This is a genomic window from Nitrosopumilus sp. b3 (assembly GCF_014078525.1).
Classification (GTDB): domain Archaea; phylum Thermoproteota; class Nitrososphaeria; order Nitrososphaerales; family Nitrosopumilaceae; genus Nitrosopumilus.
In genome coordinates this window covers 1-17,440 of sequence record NZ_MU078698.1, presented here as the reverse complement: position 1 = coordinate 17,440, position 17,440 = coordinate 1, and the positions used below count along the sequence as shown (strand labels likewise).

Sequence of the window (17,440 nt, the reverse complement as noted above, 5' to 3'; positions counted from 1 at the left end):
TGAATCAATCTTTTAATTTAACACTATTTCTTAATGAATATGATGAAATTATCAGATGCAGATATTGATGAAGAGTTAAAGAACTTGGAAGGTTGGAGTGTTATGAATCAAAAACTACACAAAGAATTTCAATTTGAAAGCTTTAATCAAGCTTTTGGCTTTATGACCAGAGCAGCTATGGAGATTGAAAAAATGAATCATCACCCAGAGTGGTTTAATGTTTACAATAGAATCACAGTAGAGCTGACAACTCACGACGCTGGAGGCATTACAAAAAACGATGTCAATCTTGCCAAAATTCTAAATTCTCTGGAATAATTGTAAATAAAAAATCAGGCATATTCATTACAGAATTTATATTATATCCAAAGTTAGATGACTTCAAATGGCAACAAGTCCAACAATTCTAGATTCAGATTTTAGATATATCGATAAAAAGGGAAATTTACTCAAAACCAGAACAGAATTGACAGTAGCACAAATGCTAACATTTCTTGAACAAGAATATCAATACAATCACAAGATCACATTGAAAAATGGAAATGAAGTAAGTGTTGATTTTAAAACAGCGAAGGGGTTAATCGAAGTTATTGATAATGATGGAGATATTGAAAAATATAAACAAATCAAAGAAGATTTTCCTCAAGATAAAGTAATGGCAATAGGGCATGCAAAATACGTCGCACAAATTAAAGAATTACAAGATGTTGTATTTTATGATAAAACACCACAAACAGGTTCAATATTTCTAGAAGATGCATCATTCTCATTTGATTATGCACACATACTGCCTTTAGTTGAAAAATGCTCAATATTACATGGACATACATCTTCTGTAATGGTAGAGCTTGTAGGACAAATGAAAGATAATTTGCTATTGGATTTTGGAGAAGCTAAAAAAATTATCAAAGAAGTTGTAAACGTATTTGATCATAAATTTTTCATCAATAGAAAATATCTCAAACAAGAAGATGATTCACATTTTCAAATTAAATTTGAAGGTCCTAAAGGGATGTTTGAATTACAAGTTCCCAAAAATACAACATATCTTTTAGAAGGAGAAGCTACCGTAGAAAATCTATCAAGTGAAATTATAAAATTATTAGCACCAAAAATGCCATCAAATGTAGAAGCAGTTGGTGTATACATCTATGAAGGCTACAACAAGGGTTCACATATTATTTCAAATATTTCAAGATAGTTAAGAAATGGAACCTAAAATTTCAGAAAAAGCATGGAATCCAGAATTAGAGAAAGAAATTCTAAAAAAATGGGAAGATGAAAAGATTTATGATTTTACACCACAAGATGACAATTATACAATAGACACTCCACCTCCATATCCTTCAGGAAGACCATGGCATATTGGAGCAGCTGCTCATTATTCACAAATAGACATGATTGCACGAACTGCAAGAATGAGTGGGAAAAATGTGTATTTTCCAATTGGAATAGATAGAAACGGATTACCAGTTGAACTGTACACAGAGAAAAAACACAATATTAGAATGAGAGAAACAGAAAGAGGTGAATTTCTAAATCTCTGCAGAGAAGCACTAGATGATTTAGAGGCTGAGATGATTGTGATAATGAAAAGTTTGGGAATTAGTGGGGATTTTGCAAATTACTACAGAACAGACTCAGAAGAATATAGGAGTCTCACACAATCAACATTCATAGAGTTATGGAAAAAAGGACAAGTCTATCTAGCAAATCGACCCAATAACTATGATTGGGTTTCAGGTACAACTATTGCAGATGCAGAAATTACATACCAAGACTTACCCACAAAACTAGTTTACATGAAATTTAAAATCAAAGATACGGATCAAGAAATAATTATTGCAAGTACTAGACCAGAATTACTTTGTGCATGTAGAACTATTATTGTCAATCCTGAAGATGAGAGATATACAAAATACATTGGAAAAAAAATAATTGTTCCAATAACAAATGTGGAAGTGGAATTAAAAACACACCATTCTGCAAAAGAAGAATTTGGTTCAGGAGCTGTTATGGTATGTAGTTACGGTGATCAAAACGATGTAGCATTATTTAGAGAATTAGAACTAGAAGAGATTGTTGCAATTGGATTAGATGGAAGAATGACTGAGGTTGCAGGTGAATATGTGGGATTAAAACCAAAACAAGCAAGAACAAAAATCATTGAAGATTTAGAAACAAATGGATTTTTAGAAAAAATTGAAGAAATTAATCACAGAACACCGATTTCAGAGAGAAGTAAGATTCCAATTGAAATTATTCCAATGGAAGAATATTATCTAAAACAAAAAGACGCAATTGTAAAAATCAAAAATTTAGGGCAAGAAATTACATTCCACCCATCAATGCATAAACAGATTTTGATGAATTGGTTAGAATCTATCAATATCGACTGGCCAATTTCAAGAAGAAGATTTTATGGTACTGAAATCCCAATTTGGTACTGCAAAAACTGCTCAGAACCTCATGTTCCTGAGCCTGGAAAGTACTATAGACCATGGAAGGAAAAATGTCCAATCAGTAATTGTTCCAAATGTAATTCAACAGAATTTGTTGGTGAGGAACGAACATTTGATACATGGATGGATTCAAGTGTATCCCCACTTTTCATCAGCAAATTTAACAGAGATGAGGAATTTTTTAAAAAAGTGTATCCAGCTTCGATTAGACCTCAAGCAAAAGATATTGTTAGAACATGGTTATACTACACTCTATTAAGATGTGAGCAATTAACGGGAGAAAAACCATGGTCTGAAGCATGGATAATGGGATATGGTTTAGACGAAAAAGGAATGAAGATGAGTAAGAGTAAAGGAAATGCAATAGATCCATTGCCAGTAATTGAGAAATTAGGAGCTGACACTTTTAGATTCTGGAGTGCAAGTGAAATTAATCACGGATATGATTTTAGATGTAATGAACAAAAAATTGAGTCAAGTAAAAAATTCCTTAGTAAGTTATGGAATGTGTCAAGATTTTTGTCTAGTTTCCCTGTGATTAAATCAGGGGATCTTACAGCATCAGATAAATGGATTTTATCAGAATTAGATAATTTAGTAAAAGAATGTAAAAAAGGATATGATGAATACAACTTTTTCATTCCTGCTATTGCAATAAGAGAATTTACTTGGAATTTGTTTGCAGCACATTATATTGAGATGGTAAAAGCTAGAGCATATGGAATTGAGTTTACTGATGAAGAAAGAGATGGTGCAATATTTACGCTTCATAAAACATTGTCAACAGTTTTAAAACTTTTAGCGCCAATTACACCTTTTATTACTGAACATCTTTGGAAGATTTTGTATTCAGAAGAAAGTATTCATAAAGAAAAACAAGTTGATTCCGAAAATCTTGAAGAACAAAGTAACATCACTAAAGAGATCACTGAATTTAATTCTAAAGTTTGGAATGAGAAAAAAGATCAAGGATTATCATTAAAAGATTCAATAAAAATTGAAATTCCTTCTATGTTAGAACCATACAAAAAAGATTTGAAATCAATGCACAATCTGATAGATTGAGCCTATTAGACCTCTAAAATTCCATTTGTGATCAAATATTGTATTCCTTGAATGAAAGCAACATCATCTATTTGTCCATCAGCCCACCAACCTGCATTGTTCTTAATCCATGATGGGATTCCACTTGCAGAGGATTCTCCAGGTTCTGTTTCAGGAATAAACATAATATTTTCAGTAATCAAATATTGTATTCCTTGAATGAATGCAACATCATCTATTTGTCCATCAGCCCACCAACCTGCATTGTTCTTAATCCATGATGGGATTTGAGATTCTGTTGAAAAGGTGGTTAATGCATCAGTTCCAATAATATCAATTACTGAATCTCCAGAAAAGAAAGGAATTACAAGTGTTCTAGAATCAGAATCAGAATTAATTTCTGCATAATCGGTTTCAAAACCATCAACTAAGATAAAGAAAACATCATCGGTTGTATCAAATTTTGCATCTAACAAATTTCTGGGAATTGTAAGTTCAATAGTTCCATCAGATGTAGTATCCATCATTATGATTAATTCAATAAAATCAGGATCTAAGAAAATCGAATCAAGAACTCCATTTTCAATATTATAATCAACATCAAATGATTCAACAGAAACAGAACCTACATCACCAAAAGATGACGGAGATGAAGAAATTAAAAAAATTGGTAAAACAAAGCCAAATAAGAAAAATAAATTTTTCATTAGCAATATTAATTACCACTTACACCAATGTCTTCATCCAACTCAACAGTAATTTCATCACCGTTAGAAACAACTGTTGAATCATCAGTTAATGATACGGTTCTAGTCAAAGTTCCAGTTCCATCTAAAAACCACAAACCGGAAATTTTACTTTGAGGTCCCAAAATTGAAACTTGGCTTGATCCATCGATATCACCAATAGGAAAATCAGCATTTAATGAAATTTTAAGCGTAGAGTGTACCTCTTCAATAACATCATCTTCAAGGAATGCAATAATCACAAGCGAATCTTTTGCTTCAGTATTTCCCGAAGAGGTTGATCGAGCTTTTCCAAATCCACAATTGTAAGGAATGCCATCCACAGAAATTTTACAATCTTGTAATTCCAATTTTAGATTAGATTTACTCTTATCAAATGTATTGAAATTCATAATACCCTCAAGAGTAGATAATTGAGTTTTATCGTGAATTCCGATAGCCTGAACGGAATCAAAAACAAGACTATATGTTTCAATTATGTTAGAAGTTCCAATTTTATCGCCTAAATAATTTCCATTGTTAATTTTTTCAAGAATTTTCTGGGTTCTAGAATCTAGTGTTTGTTGTTTTGCCTCTAGTTTTTTACGAATATCTTCTGATTTTTTAGTTAATTTATCTTGTAATTTTGAAATATCATTTGAAAGATTTTCTGCATCTCCTGAAAATTCAGATTCAATTCTATTTTGATATTTTTCTTTAATCTCTTTTAATTTCTCTTCATATTTGTTTATTTTCTTAGATAATCTTTCCTCAAGTTTTTTTCTATCTGAATCTAGTTTTTGTTGTCGTTCTTCAGCTTTTTGTTTTCTCTCTTGTTCTTTTTCATCTAGTTTTTGTTGTCGTTCTTCAGCTTTTTGTTTTCTCTCTTGTTCTTTTTCATCTAGTTTTTGTTGTCGTTCTTCAGCTTTTTGTTTTTCTTCTTCAGATGTTATTTGTTTTTGATATGCTTCAGAATTTTCTCTACTTACAGAAAGATTATCATCAGCAAATGATTCGTTAATTGAAAATAGTCCAAAAATACCTCCTAACAATATTGAGGTCAAAATGCCAAATAACACAAATTTTTTGTCCATTTTATAAGCTCGGCTAGATAATGATTAAAAAGAATTGCTTACGAATCATCACTTTGAGTTAATTTTTAAAAGATTTTACTAGATTTATGAAATATTTGTGTACTGAGGTATCAGTAGTAAGTTCAGGATGAAATGCAGTTCCAATCACATTACCCTTTTTTATTGCAACAATACGATTATTGAATTTTGATAAGACTTCAACATCTGAACCTACATCAGATACAGAGGGTGCTCGGATAAACACTCCATTGAATTTTGGAATATCAATGGAATCTAAAGAGATATCAGCTTCGAAGGATTTTTTTTGTCTTCCAAATGAATTTCTCTCTAATTTAATATCAAGAATATTCAAAAGAGGTTGATCAGTTTTACCCATAACACGATCATTAGCAGTATTAGATAACATAATCATCCCAGCACATATTCCAAGTACGGGCATTCCATTTTCAATTCTTTCCTTTAGAACTTTAAGTGAACCATTTACCAAAGAAAGTTGCCCTATGGTAGTACTTTCACCGCCAGGAATTATCAAACCATCTAAATGAGATATTTCCTCGGGAGTTTTAACATCACTAACTTTACCATCTAAACCTAATTCTTCTAGTGCAGTTTTGGCAGATAGGAGATTTTCTTGAACGTCTCCTTGGATTGATAAAACGCCAACGTTAAGGCTCATGATGAACCACCACGATCTTGCATACGCAATTCTAGTGTTTTAACATCCAAACCTATCATAGATTGTCTTTCATCAATCATTTTTTGTGCTTCTTTTACTTTGTCAGTTTCATTCCAAAAAGTTGTAGCTAAAACAATTGCTCTTGCTCTTTCTTTTGCATCATCTGCATTAAAAATTCCAGAACCTACAAAAATTCCATCACATCCAAGAGACATTAAATATGCAGCGTCAGCTGGTGTTGCAATTCCACCAGCTGCAAAATTTACAACAGGAAGTCTTCCAAGTTTAGCAGTTTGATGAACAATATCATAAGATACTTTGAATTCACGTGCAATTCTAACTAAATCTTGATTATCACCAGAATCATAAATTGCCTTTATCGTTCTTAATTCATCATTTAGTTTTTTAATATGAGTTACTGCTTCTGCAACATTTCCAGTTCCGGGTTCTCCTTTTGTTCGGATCATTGATGCACCTTCCTCAATTCTTCTCAAAGCTTCTGCAAGAGATCGAGATCCGTTTACAACAGGTGTTGTAAAATCCCATTTCCAAATATGATGGAATTCATCAGCTGGTGTAAGAACTTCAGATTCATCTATCATATCAACATCAGTTTCTTGAAGAACTAGGGCTTCATTGACATGTCCAATTCTACATTTAGCCATGACAGGAATAGTAACATTATCCATAATATCTTCAATAATTCTAATACTAGCAGTACGGGCAACACCACCAGCTTTGCGCACTTCAGATGGTAGTTTATCTAAAACCATAACAGAGACTGCACCCGCTTCTTCAGCAATTTGAGCTTGTTCTACAGTTGTTACATCCATAACAACTCCATTTTTAAGCATATGAGCAAATCCTCGTTTAACAGTAGACGAACCACGTAAAGTATCAATAGAGTTTATTGAATCAGAAACTATTCCTTTAGCATCTAATCGTTCACCAGATAATGGAAGCATATTCTAATTTTCACTAATGACTATTTGTACCTATTCACCTATTTCAGAAATAATCTTATCAAGTTCAGATTCAACCATGGTAATAATTGGAGGAATGAAATCCGAAGTAGCATTTTGTTCAGGCCAATGAATTTGATTTACACGACCATTAAGAGTAATTTTTACATTTGATTTCTGATAATCAGTTGCATTTTCTAGAATGGAAAAAGATTCTGAGGGAATAGCAATAAAACCAGTTTCTTTAATTAGTGCCTTTAGTTTTTCTAGTTTTTTATCATCTAGTTTTGAGCGAATATCAGGTTGAAGATATCCTTGTTCAGTGACAGAATATTTAAGTTCACCATTATTTTTTATGAAAAGAATTTCAGTTTTTTGTGATCCAGTTCTTTCTGTAATTCCATAAGAAATTTTCTTTAATTGATGTTTTGTATATTCAATTTCAATTTTATCAACAGAATTTGCTGCAGACATTGGAATTTCATTTTTAGTAAGTAGCGGAATAGAAATTAAAAGTGCCACAATTACAGGAATTGCTCCAATTGCTAAGTAGATTGGTTTTACCATGATTTATGAACAAATACAAATTTTCACCATTCTCAAATAAATCTTGATTAAAAGTAACTTAAAATTTAAGCAGAATATTTTGATTCTTGTGGGTTCGTAGTCTAGCCAGGTAGGACGATGGTCTCCAAAACCATCGGTCGTCGGTTCAAATCCGTCCGAGCCCACTTTCTAATCATAGTAGATGTTCTAAGTAAAAAGAGACTATCTATTTCTTAAAACATTAAGTGCCGAACCAGCTTTAAACCACTCAATCTGAGCTTTATTGTAAGAATGATTTAGTAAAATGTCATCTTTACCTCCATCCTTATGAGTTAAAACACATTTTACTTGTTTATTGGGTTCCAACTCATTTAATTCTAAAAGACTGATTTTATCATCTTCTAAAATTTTTTCATAATCATCGGGATTGCTAAAAGTTAATGCCAAAATTCCTTGTTTTTTCAAATTGGTTTCATGAATTCTAGCAAGACTTTTAGTGATTACCGCTGCACATCCTAAATATCTAGGGGACATTGCAGCGTGTTCTCTGCTGCTACCTTCACCGTAATTATTATCACCGACGATAACCCATCTCATCTGTTTTTCTTTATACTGTCTTGCAATATTTGAAAATCCTTCAAGTTGATTATTCAGTATATTTTTTCCTTTACCTACTTCATCATTAAATGAATTAACTGCTCCTAAAAGCATGTTATCACTCAAATTATCTAAATGACCTCTAAGAGACAACCAAGCACCAGCTGGTGAGATATGATCAGTAGTACATTTTCCTTTAGCTTTTACCAGAATTGGTAAATCAACAAAGTCTTTTCCATCCCATTTTGAAAATGGTTCTAAGAGTTGTAGCCTTTTACTGTTAGGATCAATAATTACTTCAACATCTGCAGAGTTTTCTGGAGGTGCAATGTAAATTCCTTCAGGAATCATAAACCCACTCTCAGGAACTTCCGGTGCAGGTTTAGGTGGTTGCAGTTTAAATTTTGTACCGTCTGAAGCAGTAAGTTCATCTTTTAATGGATTAAAGGACAAACGACCTCCTAATGCTAGCGCTATAATCATCTCAGGACTACCAATAAAATTCAAAGTAGAACGATGACCGTCATTTCTTCCTGGGAAATTTCTGTTAAATGTGGTAACGATTGTATTTTTCTCTTCATTTTGTAATTCAGGTCTGTTCCATTGTCCTATACAAGGTCCACATGCATTTGCTAGAACAGTTGCACCAATTTCTTTAAGAGAATCCATCTGACCATCTCTTTCTATAGTTCCACGGATTTGTTCAGAACCAGGAGTGATTAACAAAGGGATTTTAGATTTTATTCCTTTTTCTTTTGCTTGTAGAGCAATACTTGCAACTCTAGACATGTCTTCATAAGATGAATTTGTACAACTTCCAATCAATGCAACAGATATTGGATCAATGTAATCATTTGATTTTACATCTTCACCTAATTCAGAAATTGTTCTAGCTAAATCAGGAGTATGGGGTCCAACAATATGTGGCTCTAATGTAGATAAATTGATTTCAATTACTTTATCAAAAAAGATTTCAGGATTTGATTCAATTTCAGGATCTGCTACAAGTAATTCTTTATTTTGATTTGCTAATTCAGCGATTTTTTCTCTGTTTGTATATTTTAGATAAGTTTCCATTCTCTCATCATATGGGAATATTGAACAAGTTGCACCAATTTCTGCACCCATATTTGTAATAGTTGCTTTACCAGTACAACTGATAGATTGTGTACCAGGTCCAAAGTATTCAACAATAGAATTAGTTCCACCAGAAACCGTTAGTTCTTCTGCAACTTTCAGAATAATATCTTTAGGTGCAGTCCAACCATTAAGTTCTCCAGTTAATTTAACACCAATTTTTTTTGGATATAGCAATTCCCAAGGAAGTCCAGCCATAGTTTCAGCAGCATCTAATCCACCTACACCAACTGCAATCATTCCCAAACCACCAGCATTTGGAGTATGAGAATCAGTACCTATCATCAAACCTCCTGGAAATGCATAATTTTCAAGAACCACTTGATGAATGATTCCAGCACCAGGTTTCCAAAAACCACATCCATGTTTTGCAGATGCGGATTGCAAGAATTTGAAAACCTCACTATTTTCATTAAGAGAAACTTTCATGTCAACATCACCTTGAACTTCAGCTCTAATCAGATGATCACAATGTACAGTTGTTGGTAAGGCAGATTGTTTTAATCCAGCTTGCATGAATTGAAGCATTACCATTTGACCGGTTACATCTTGTAGTGCAACTCTGTCAGGTTTAAGAAAAACATAATCTTTTCCGCCATTAAGGGTTTTATCAGGAACCTCATAAAGATGACCAGATAAAATTTTCTCAGTAAGAGTAAGTGGTCTTTCAACTACGTTTCTATATTTTACAATATTCTCTTTGATTTTTGAATAAACATTTGAAACTAATTCAGGGGTGGAATCAATCTCCATAGAAAGCAGTGAATTTCTCCTGAATTTATTATTTACAATTTAAAATTTAGAAAAAATAGTAATATAGGCATACAAAATCCTTAACAATTATAAGCCAAAGGCATGTTTTACTACATTGTTGGGGAGTAGTATGTTTTTTGGGGTGATTTTCAAAAATGGTCAATAAAGGTTTCCCAAAATTTGGAATGTCGCAAGCTGGAGCCTTTGTTGCAGCTTTGAAGAATTATAATTTACCAGATTTTATTCTAGTTTTAATTGCTAAAGAGTGTAAATCAGATCTTCTAGAAAGAGGCAGAATAGATGATAGATTACAAAGTATGAATGATGATGCATTAGAATTACTACACAAAGTCTTTGTAGGTTGCGAAGAAGATGATGCAGGAAAATATGCACAGTATAGATTCTATGCATATGTATCAAGTATGTATCACAAATGTGAAGTTTTAGTTAACGAGACAATTCCAGGTGAATCAGGTAAGAATCACAAAATTCCTGTTGCAGTAAAAAATAACGGAATGTATATTTCAGTAGCATATAACAAAGCAACTGGAAACCCAGTTAATAAAAAAGAAACAATTAGATTTTATGAAATGGTAGATGATATTAAAAAAGGTGATCATGGAACAATGTTAACTGATGCAATTTATGGTTCTTCAGTAGGATTTAGAGGAGATGCATTAGTTGAGCTTGAGAATTTGAGTAAATCAAGAACAAATGATCCCGAAAATAAATTAGATTTTAAAACAGCAAACTTTGAAAATAATATTTATTCAGTTACAAAGTGTTAATTTTTACAAATTTACCTGAGAAGTATCAATTGTTAAAAACATAGGCTTTTCATTTGTTTTTTGAAAATCATCTCCATATTGTTCAAATTCTAACTGTTCAAAGAGATGTTTTGTCCAAATATCATGAACCTCTTGAATGAACTTTTTGTGTCCAAGTTTTCGTAAAAACTCATGCAGTAAAATATGCGATACAGTTGTACAGTTTTTTTCAGCGAGAAACAAAGTATCATCAGCTTGTTTTGGAGGTTGCCAAAATACCAATCCAAAATTTTCAGCATGGTATCCGTCACATGTGCAATCGGTCCACAAGGGTTTGAAATGAGTGAGGTAAAAGTGATAAATGTCTTTTCCCCTTTGATTGTGATCTCTAACAAATGTATGAGTGTCTAATCTTTGAAGAATACTTGTTGGTTTTGTAATTAATTCGTCGCATTGAATTTCATAATTAATACCAAATTTTTCTTTAATCCATAATTTGTAAAATTGGCCCATTTTTTTGATATATTCAAATTCGAATTTTCGTTTTTCACGATCTTCTTCTTTTATTACAAAAATAAAATGTAAAATCATAATAAGAAAAAAGGGTGTTTATGTTTGGCCTTCAATACCCATTAGGGTAAGAGTTGAACGAATTTTTTCAATTTTTCTGATCTTCCAAGTAATTGTTTCTCTTAGTTTTTCTACAGTGTCAGATTCAATTTTGGCCAAAATATCATATGCACCAAAAGTTCCATGAACTTCTTTTACACCTTCTAAGCCTTTGAGTTGCTGAATAATAGCTTCCTCAGAGCCTAGTTCACAGTTTATTAAAACATAAGCTGTTGCCATGTTTTCATTAAACAAATCGACTATATCAATAAACCGATTACAGTTACTTTTCAGAAATATTTAAGATAGTATCCCAGAGTGGCTTTGGAACAGGCATTACAGACAATCTAGATATTCGAATTAATTCCCAGTCTTTGAATTTTTTATCTTTTTTCATTTCATCAAGCGTAACAGGACGTTTCAATGTTTTTTTATATTTTACATCAACTACAATAAAACGTTCATTATCCTCTTTTGGGTTAGGGTATGGCTTTGATGTAATTTGCATAATTCCAACAGCTTGCCTCTCATCACCTGTATGATAAAATAAAACCAGATCACCAGATCTCATTTCTCTCATATGTTTTAATGCAAGATTGTTATGAACTCCATCCCACACAGTAGTTTTTTCTTTCTTTAATTGTTCAAAGTTATATCCTCTAGGACCACTGGGTTCTTGTTTTGCTAACCAATAGTTTACCATGCAATTTCTCTGAATCAATGGTTGTTTTATCTTTTTAAAAAATAATGTTCCCCGGTTCTGACTCGCACAAAATCATTGGTACATAGCCATACGCCTCCTCGCGTTCGGAAACCGGGGTTGCCCATAATGTAGCACACCTGGGTGAATTAGAAATCACTGGTATCATTACGATCGACTCATCCTAATCCGTCTGCATGCCTGCTCTTGGGCGATTAATTATAGGACTACTCCTACTAAAAACCATTGAGGAATTATTTATGAACAATAGTAATTTTAATAAATTAAGTTCGATGTTTTAGGATTGATTCAGATAAGGATATTTCAAATCCCACAACAGGTACACGGATTTTATAATTTTCAATAATTTTTGAATCAATTTTTCCTATAATTCCAATTTGAGAATTATCAAGAACTACTGATGCACAATGGCCATTTTCAAAAGTGGGGTTTGTAGTAGTCTTAGTTTCAATATTTATTCCAAATCTAATTTTTAATGCAGATTGCAATATTGATTTAATTTCAGTAAAGTTTGCATCTTTATGAGCACTAATTCCTGAAAAATTAATTTTTTCAGAAATAGGATTATCAAGACCAAAAACAGTTCCAGTTTCAAATATTTTTTGAGGATATGTTTCATGAATGTTTCTTGAAAGATTTTCCAATAATTCAGGCAGTATAGAGTCTCTAAGTATTGTATGCTCCTGACTTTTTGAATCAAGCACAGAAATAATTTTTGAAGAATCCCTATTTGTCATATCATATAGTACACGTTTACTACTCAAACTAGAATTCAATGCTTCAAGAAATCCTAGTCCAATCATAGTTTGATCTAATGATTTTAATTGAATTGATACTGGATTGATTTTTCCTATAGTTTGAGATGGAGAGATTGCAGGTTCAAGATTTTGAATTCCATATCCCAAAGCTACTTCTTCTACCAAATCCATAGGACCAAAAATGTCAAAGCGGTATGCAGGAACAGTACAAGTAATGTTTGGACCTTTTGATAATGCATCCAATCTAGACTTTTTCAAAGATGAAATAATTTTTGATGTTGTTAAATTCAAGCCAAGAATCTGATTAATCAGTGAAGAACTGACTTTGATTTTCTTTTGTTCTAGTTTTGGAGTAGAATTATTTGATCCAGAAATTTTTACAGATTCCAAGGAAAACCCTGCGGTTTGTAAAATAGTTGCTACTACTGAAAGCATATCTTCTGCATCTTCCTTGTTGATTCCAGTTACCTCAACAAAGAGATTTTTTGTTTTTGTAGTAACTGTAGTGACTGCAGCATTAATAATCGGAGGAAAAGATACAGTTTTTTGATTATTATCTAAAATTAGAGGTACTTGAGAGGATTGTCCCAGTAAAGAACCATAATCTTTCCCAACAATTGTGTTAGAAAGAATTTCAGTTATCGTAATTTCCTTTTCAGAATTTAGTGGAATGAATTTATGATCTCTGTTAGTAGCGGTGTAAACTAAAGGGAATAAAATTTTATCTAAATCATGAATGCCGATGGATGATTTTTTTCTTTTTCTCCCTATCCCAAAATGAAGATCTTCTTGCATAGTCATTAATTGTTTGATTGTTTTATCATCAATTTTTCCATTTTTTGCAACAATACCAGTTACAAACGGTCTAATTTTAGATACGCTAGATTTTACAATAATTGGGTATTTGCTAGATTTTTTCACATTAAGTTTCACAATACCGGTTTTAATTCCGAGTAATCCTTGCAGTCCAAGTGCAATTCCAAAATCCGTTGAATAATCAGGTCTATTTGGACTGTATTCAATTCGAACTAGATCTTTATTTTCAGATTCTATATCCAATCCAAGAAAAGGTAAGGAATCAGCAATTTGTTTTTTTGAAACTTTACCAACTAATTTTTGAAGTCGTGAATAAGATAATTCTACTACTGGCATTTTGTTGTACTCCTTAACCAACCAAGATTATTATTGTAAAATTCTCTAACATCATCTAAATCATATTTTAGCATAGCAATTCTTTCAATTCCACCACCCCAAGCTAAAACAGGTTTCGTAATTCCTAATGGCTTTGTTACTTCAGGTCTAAAAATTCCCATTCCAAATAATTCAATCCATTTATCTAATTTTTCATTGTATACCATTGTTTGAAGAGATGGTTCAGTGTATGGAAAAAAGGTTGGCCAAAATTTTATTTTAGTAATACCAATTCGTTTGTAAAACTCTCGTTGAATTCCCATTAAATTTCTTAAAGATGCATCTTTTCCAACAACAACCCCTTCAATTTGATTAAATTCGACAAGATGTTTGTAACTTACCTTTTCATTACGGAATACACGTCCTAAGGAGAAAAAACGTGCCTCATCAGGTTTATTTTCAGCAAGATGCTTGATTGTCACACAAGTAGTGTGAGTTCTCAGAACCATTTTTCTTGCTTCATTAATATCCCACTGATATCGCCAATTTTTTTTGTGTGATTCAGAAACTTTTCTAATTTGTTCTGGTGTTCCAATTTTTTTAGCATTTATTTTTTCCAGATAAAATGTATCTTGTAATTCTCTTGCAGGATGATCTTGTGGAGTAAACAAGGCATCAAAATTCCAAAAGCTGGATTGAGTCATATTTCCAAGAATTTCAGAAAACCCTAATGTTACAAAAATTTCACGAATTTCATCAATAGTATCTTTTAGAGGGTGAGTTCTGGCAACAAAAGTTTCTGGAACTTTTGCTTCAACATCAATTTCGCCACTAGAATCTGTGAGTTTGATGGATTTTGAAGAATCAGATAAACTAATCTCTTTAGAAATTATAGTATCCTCAATAATAAAATCAGGCCTTTTTAATAGAGCAGATAAATCATTAATGTCAACTTTATCTTTAGATATTTTATTTTCTCCTACAAGTTTGATGGTTTTTTCTCCTGGAAGTTCTGAAGGAATATTTTTGATCGAGATTTGATCTGATGATGCTTCAACCCAATTATTTTTTCTTGCTAAACCCATGGAAGGTCCAAAAACAAATCCCAATTCTTTTTGTAAATCAGATAATTTTTTAGGACCTGTCTTAAGTAAATTTAACAGTCTTCTTTCAGGTAATCCTTTTTGAAATGATTCAATTCCATTTTTTCCTAATCTAAGAATACTTGATTTTGATTCAGTGACAATTGCTAGATCCTTTAATCGAAGCCATTCAATACCTCGTCGGATTTGATCAGGGGAAAGATGTGTAGATTTTTCAAGGGTTTCAGGAGATTGTTTTGGATTATCTCTAAGAGACATGATAATTTTTTTTTCAATTTCATGAAAAACTTGCGACAACAGCAAAGAATCTGAAAAAGACTTTTTAAACCTTAACCTAAGTCAAGATGAATGTCAGCTGATGACTTTATTGTAACTCCTTGGCATGTTGAAGGCGATATCGATTATGACAAATTAATCAAGCAATTTGGTACAGAAAAGATTTCATCAGATCTTTTGGAGAGAATCAAGAAAATTACAGGAGAAGACAATTTTATGCTTAGAAGAGGAATTTTCTTCTCTCATAGAGAAATGGGCAGAATTCTTGATGAATATGAAAAAGGGAACAAATTCTTTCTATATACTGGAAGGGGCCCATCTGGACATACTCATATTGGACATTTGGTTCCATGGGTATTTGCAAAATGGTTACAAGAAAAATTTGATGTTAACATGTATTTTCAGCTTACAGATGATGAGAAATTTTTTTCAAAACCTAATATTACTTTAGAAGAGACAAACAAATTTGCTTTTGAAAATGCTCTTGATTTTATTGCATTAGGTTTCAAACCAGACAAGACAAAAATTATTATTAATACAAAAAATATTCAAACACTTTATCCTATTGCAGCTCAAGTTGCAAAGAAAATTAATTTTTCTAATACAAAAGCAACATTTGGTTTTACAAATGAGACAAACATCGGAATGATTTTTTATACATCATTACAATCTGCCCCATGTTTCATTGAAGATAAACCGGTTTTGATTCCATTAGGTGTAGATCAAGATCCTCATTTTAGATTAACAAGAGATATAGCTCCAAAAATTGGTAAACCAAAACCCGCATTGATTCACAACATCATGATTCCTGCATTAAAAGGTCCTGGAGGAAAAATGTCAGCATCAGATGAAAATGGAACGATTTACACTACTGATTCACCAAATGTCGTAAAGAAGAAAATCAACAAACATGCATTTTCTGGAGGTCAACCAGATATTGAGGAGCATAGAAAGATTGGGGGGAATCCAGACATTGATGTTTCATTTCAATATTTAAGAATATTTTTTGAGCCAGATGATAATAAATTAAAAACAATTTATGAAGATTATAAATCTGGAAAATTACTATCAGGTGAATTAAAAGCAATACTAATTGAAAAAATTAATAATTTTCTTTTAATTCATCAAGAAAAAAGAGAAAAAGCAAAAGATAAGATTCACAGATTTCTTTTGGAGAATAAATGAAGTTCAGCATCACATTTGATGATAATTATGAGGCTCAAAAATTTGCTAGTTTAATTTTCATTAAAGAAGGAAAAGAGACATACATTACAGCAATTCTCAACATTATAAAAAATGAGTTGGTCATTTCGTTGAAAGATAAATCAGCTCATAGTATTATGTTCAAAGAGGAAGGACATGTAGAAGAATTTGCAGATTTTATTCAATCAGTACTTGACAAGGAACATAAGATTATTTCTACCTCAGTTAATGATGTCAATGTAGAAATTGTAAAGGGGTAATCTAGGAACCAAATGCAGTATATAGAGCAGCTATTCCCACCATTATGATCATAGCGATTCCCAAAGCCTTTTGATCTCCATCCATAATATTATTCTAAAATAATTATAATTAAAGTGTTAATAAATTCTCAAAAATGATTCTAGGATTATCTAGGAAAGTATTTACTCTTTTTAGATTTTGGTCTTGCTCTGTCTTTTTGTTTTGGTACAGGTTCTCGAATTTGATTACAATTTAAACAAAAGACCTTTAATTCTTCTCTAGCAAGATCTGGTGCTGAAATATATTTTCCCCAAGATGCAGCATCACCACCACGACCGGAATTATCAGAAGTTACATTTTCAGAAATTGGACTGATTCCTAAAGCTCTTTCATCCTTAAAACCACAATTAGAACAGATTTTTCCACCTAAAATTTCATATAATTTCTCTTTGATAGTTTCATAAAATTTCTCAGAACCATTTGAAAAGAAACTCTCTTGTTTTCTCAAAAATTTATCATTTCTTGGTTTTCTAGTTCTATTATTTTCTCTACCAGATTCCCGTCTAGGGGAAGATCTTGAACCTCTATCATCTCGTGAGTATCTATCATTTCCTGAATCTTGTGGTTTGTTTTGTC

General features: G+C 32.0%; 17 protein-coding genes, 1 tRNA gene and 1 pseudogene. 7 read left to right on the top strand and 12 right to left on the bottom strand.

Features of this window, described 5'->3' with window-relative positions; all coding sequences use genetic code 11:
* The first annotated feature begins 39 nt into the window (after nt 1–39).
* From C6990_RS10185 to C6990_RS10175, 3 genes are all read left to right on the top strand, one after another.
* Nucleotides 40–318 (top strand): 4a-hydroxytetrahydrobiopterin dehydratase, encoded by a 279-nt coding sequence (locus C6990_RS10185; protein ID WP_182131065.1) that lies wholly within the window; start codon nt 40–42, stop codon nt 316–318.
* Between the two features lie 67 nt (nt 319–385).
* The gene (locus tag C6990_RS10180) at nt 386–1,201 is read left to right on the top strand and encodes a 6-pyruvoyl trahydropterin synthase family protein (protein WP_182131063.1); all 816 of its coding nucleotides are present in this window, start codon (nt 386–388) and stop codon (nt 1,199–1,201) included.
* 7 nt (nt 1,202–1,208) lie between these two features.
* Complete coding sequence (locus C6990_RS10175; protein ID WP_182131061.1) at nt 1,209–3,527, top strand: valine--tRNA ligase; 2,319 nt, start codon at nt 1,209–1,211, stop codon at nt 3,525–3,527.
* 5 nt (nt 3,528–3,532) lie between these two features.
* Here C6990_RS10175 and C6990_RS11145 read toward each other — a convergent pair whose 3' ends face one another.
* The 5 genes from C6990_RS11145 to C6990_RS10150 are packed head-to-tail and all read right to left on the bottom strand — an operon-like array spanning nt 3,533 to nt 7,530.
* Nucleotides 3,533–4,213, bottom strand: coding sequence for a hypothetical protein (locus C6990_RS11145; RefSeq protein WP_182131059.1), 681 nt, complete (start codon nt 4,211–4,213; stop codon nt 3,533–3,535).
* A gap of 8 nt (nt 4,214–4,221) precedes the next feature.
* Nucleotides 4,222–5,325, bottom strand: coding sequence for a hypothetical protein (locus tag C6990_RS10165; protein WP_182131057.1), 1,104 nt, complete (start codon nt 5,323–5,325; stop codon nt 4,222–4,224).
* Between the two features lie 58 nt (nt 5,326–5,383).
* On the bottom strand, nt 5,384–6,001 hold the full coding sequence (gene pdxT, locus C6990_RS10160; RefSeq protein ID WP_182131055.1) for a pyridoxal 5'-phosphate synthase glutaminase subunit PdxT: 618 nt from the start codon (nt 5,999–6,001) through the stop codon (nt 5,384–5,386).
* A complete protein-coding gene (gene pdxS, locus C6990_RS10155; protein WP_182131053.1) occupies nt 5,998–6,966 on the bottom strand; it encodes a pyridoxal 5'-phosphate synthase lyase subunit PdxS in 969 nt (322 codons plus the stop codon). Before pdxS ends, pdxT begins: the two co-directional genes overlap by 4 nt.
* A 30-nt stretch (nt 6,967–6,996) precedes the next feature.
* On the bottom strand, nt 6,997–7,530 hold the full coding sequence (locus C6990_RS10150; protein ID WP_182131051.1) for a hypothetical protein: 534 nt from the start codon (nt 7,528–7,530) through the stop codon (nt 6,997–6,999).
* Between the two features lie 90 nt (nt 7,531–7,620).
* On the opposite strand from C6990_RS10150, the gene C6990_RS10145 reads away from it, so the two are divergent.
* Nucleotides 7,621–7,694, top strand: a tRNA-Trp gene (locus C6990_RS10145).
* 37 nt (nt 7,695–7,731) lie between these two features.
* Here the strand turns inward: C6990_RS10145 and C6990_RS10140 are convergent.
* Nucleotides 7,732–9,996 carry an aconitate hydratase gene (locus C6990_RS10140; protein WP_182131049.1) on the bottom strand — a complete coding sequence of 755 codons (2,265 nt, stop codon included), beginning with the start codon at nt 9,994–9,996 and terminating at the stop codon, nt 7,732–7,734.
* A 155-nt stretch (nt 9,997–10,151) separates the two neighbouring features.
* On the opposite strand from C6990_RS10140, the gene C6990_RS10135 reads away from it, so the two are divergent.
* Nucleotides 10,152–10,784 (top strand): hypothetical protein, encoded by a 633-nt coding sequence (locus C6990_RS10135; protein WP_048115161.1) that lies wholly within the window; start codon nt 10,152–10,154, stop codon nt 10,782–10,784.
* A gap of 3 nt (nt 10,785–10,787) precedes the next feature.
* Here the strand turns inward: C6990_RS10135 and C6990_RS10130 are convergent, their stop codons facing one another.
* The 5 genes from C6990_RS10130 to C6990_RS10110 all read right to left on the bottom strand — a co-directional run bounded on the left by C6990_RS10130 (nt 10,788) and on the right by C6990_RS10110 (nt 15,382).
* Nucleotides 10,788–11,354: a hypothetical protein gene (locus C6990_RS10130; protein WP_182131047.1), complete on the bottom strand. Its 567-nt coding sequence runs from the start codon at nt 11,352–11,354 to the stop codon at nt 10,788–10,790.
* A gap of 18 nt (nt 11,355–11,372) precedes the next feature.
* Nucleotides 11,373–11,612, bottom strand: a complete 240-nt coding sequence (locus C6990_RS10125; protein ID WP_014963852.1) for an Lrp/AsnC ligand binding domain-containing protein — start codon at nt 11,610–11,612, stop codon at nt 11,373–11,375.
* 43 nt (nt 11,613–11,655) lie between these two features.
* Nucleotides 11,656–12,075 (bottom strand): EVE domain-containing protein, encoded by a 420-nt coding sequence (locus tag C6990_RS10120; protein ID WP_182131045.1) that lies wholly within the window; start codon nt 12,073–12,075, stop codon nt 11,656–11,658.
* 281 nt (nt 12,076–12,356) lie between these two features.
* The gene (gene pheT / locus C6990_RS10115; RefSeq protein WP_182131043.1) at nt 12,357–14,003 is read right to left on the bottom strand and encodes a phenylalanine--tRNA ligase subunit beta; all 1,647 of its coding nucleotides are present in this window, start codon (nt 14,001–14,003) and stop codon (nt 12,357–12,359) included.
* Nucleotides 13,994–15,382 carry a phenylalanine--tRNA ligase subunit alpha gene (locus tag C6990_RS10110; protein WP_182131041.1) on the bottom strand — a complete coding sequence of 463 codons (1,389 nt, stop codon included), beginning with the start codon at nt 15,380–15,382 and terminating at the stop codon, nt 13,994–13,996. Before C6990_RS10110 ends, pheT begins: the two co-directional genes overlap by 10 nt.
* 51 nt (nt 15,383–15,433) lie before the next feature.
* Here C6990_RS10110 and C6990_RS10105 point away from each other — a divergent pair, with 51 nt between their 5' ends.
* Complete coding sequence (locus tag C6990_RS10105) at nt 15,434–16,546, top strand: tryptophan--tRNA ligase (RefSeq protein ID WP_182131039.1); 1,113 nt, start codon at nt 15,434–15,436, stop codon at nt 16,544–16,546.
* Nucleotides 16,543–16,824: a hypothetical protein gene (locus C6990_RS10100; RefSeq protein ID WP_182131037.1), complete on the top strand. Its 282-nt coding sequence runs from the start codon at nt 16,543–16,545 to the stop codon at nt 16,822–16,824. The genes C6990_RS10105 and C6990_RS10100 overlap by 4 nt, the downstream gene beginning before the upstream one ends.
* Before the next feature lie 146 nt (nt 16,825–16,970).
* On the opposite strand, the pseudogene C6990_RS10095 reads toward C6990_RS10100, so the two are convergent.
* Nucleotides 16,971–17,440 (bottom strand): annotated as a pseudogene (locus C6990_RS10095) (hypothetical protein); the annotation flags it as partial.

What these genes read in the sequence shown, in the direction of transcription:
- C6990_RS10185 (WP_182131065.1), top strand. Translation starts at nt 40, where the DNA reads ATGATGAAATTATCAGATGCAGATATTGATGAAGAGTTAAAGAACTTG.
- C6990_RS10180 (WP_182131063.1), top strand. Translation starts at nt 386, where the DNA reads ATGGCAACAAGTCCAACAATTCTAGATTCAGATTTTAGATATATCGAT.
- C6990_RS10175 (WP_182131061.1), top strand. Translation starts at nt 1,209, where the DNA reads ATGGAACCTAAAATTTCAGAAAAAGCATGGAATCCAGAATTAGAGAAA.
- C6990_RS11145 (WP_182131059.1), bottom strand. Translation starts at nt 4,213, where the DNA reads ATGAAAAATTTATTTTTCTTATTTGGCTTTGTTTTACCAATTTTTTTA.
- C6990_RS10165 (WP_182131057.1), bottom strand. Translation starts at nt 5,325, where the DNA reads ATGGACAAAAAATTTGTGTTATTTGGCATTTTGACCTCAATATTGTTA.
- pdxT (WP_182131055.1), bottom strand. Translation starts at nt 6,001, where the DNA reads ATGAGCCTTAACGTTGGCGTTTTATCAATCCAAGGAGACGTTCAAGAA.
- pdxS (WP_182131053.1), bottom strand. Translation starts at nt 6,966, where the DNA reads ATGCTTCCATTATCTGGTGAACGATTAGATGCTAAAGGAATAGTTTCT.
- C6990_RS10150 (WP_182131051.1), bottom strand. Translation starts at nt 7,530, where the DNA reads ATGGTAAAACCAATCTACTTAGCAATTGGAGCAATTCCTGTAATTGTG.
- C6990_RS10140 (WP_182131049.1), bottom strand. Translation starts at nt 9,996, where the DNA reads ATGGAGATTGATTCCACCCCTGAATTAGTTTCAAATGTTTATTCAAAA.
- C6990_RS10135 (WP_048115161.1), top strand. Translation starts at nt 10,152, where the DNA reads ATGGTCAATAAAGGTTTCCCAAAATTTGGAATGTCGCAAGCTGGAGCC.
- C6990_RS10130 (WP_182131047.1), bottom strand. Translation starts at nt 11,354, where the DNA reads ATGATTTTACATTTTATTTTTGTAATAAAAGAAGAAGATCGTGAAAAA.
- C6990_RS10125 (WP_014963852.1), bottom strand. Translation starts at nt 11,612, where the DNA reads ATGGCAACAGCTTATGTTTTAATAAACTGTGAACTAGGCTCTGAGGAA.
- C6990_RS10120 (WP_182131045.1), bottom strand. Translation starts at nt 12,075, where the DNA reads ATGGTAAACTATTGGTTAGCAAAACAAGAACCCAGTGGTCCTAGAGGA.
- pheT (WP_182131043.1), bottom strand. Translation starts at nt 14,003, where the DNA reads ATGCCAGTAGTAGAATTATCTTATTCACGACTTCAAAAATTAGTTGGT.
- C6990_RS10105 (WP_182131039.1), top strand. Translation starts at nt 15,434, where the DNA reads ATGTCAGCTGATGACTTTATTGTAACTCCTTGGCATGTTGAAGGCGAT.
- C6990_RS10100 (WP_182131037.1), top strand. Translation starts at nt 16,543, where the DNA reads ATGAAGTTCAGCATCACATTTGATGATAATTATGAGGCTCAAAAATTT.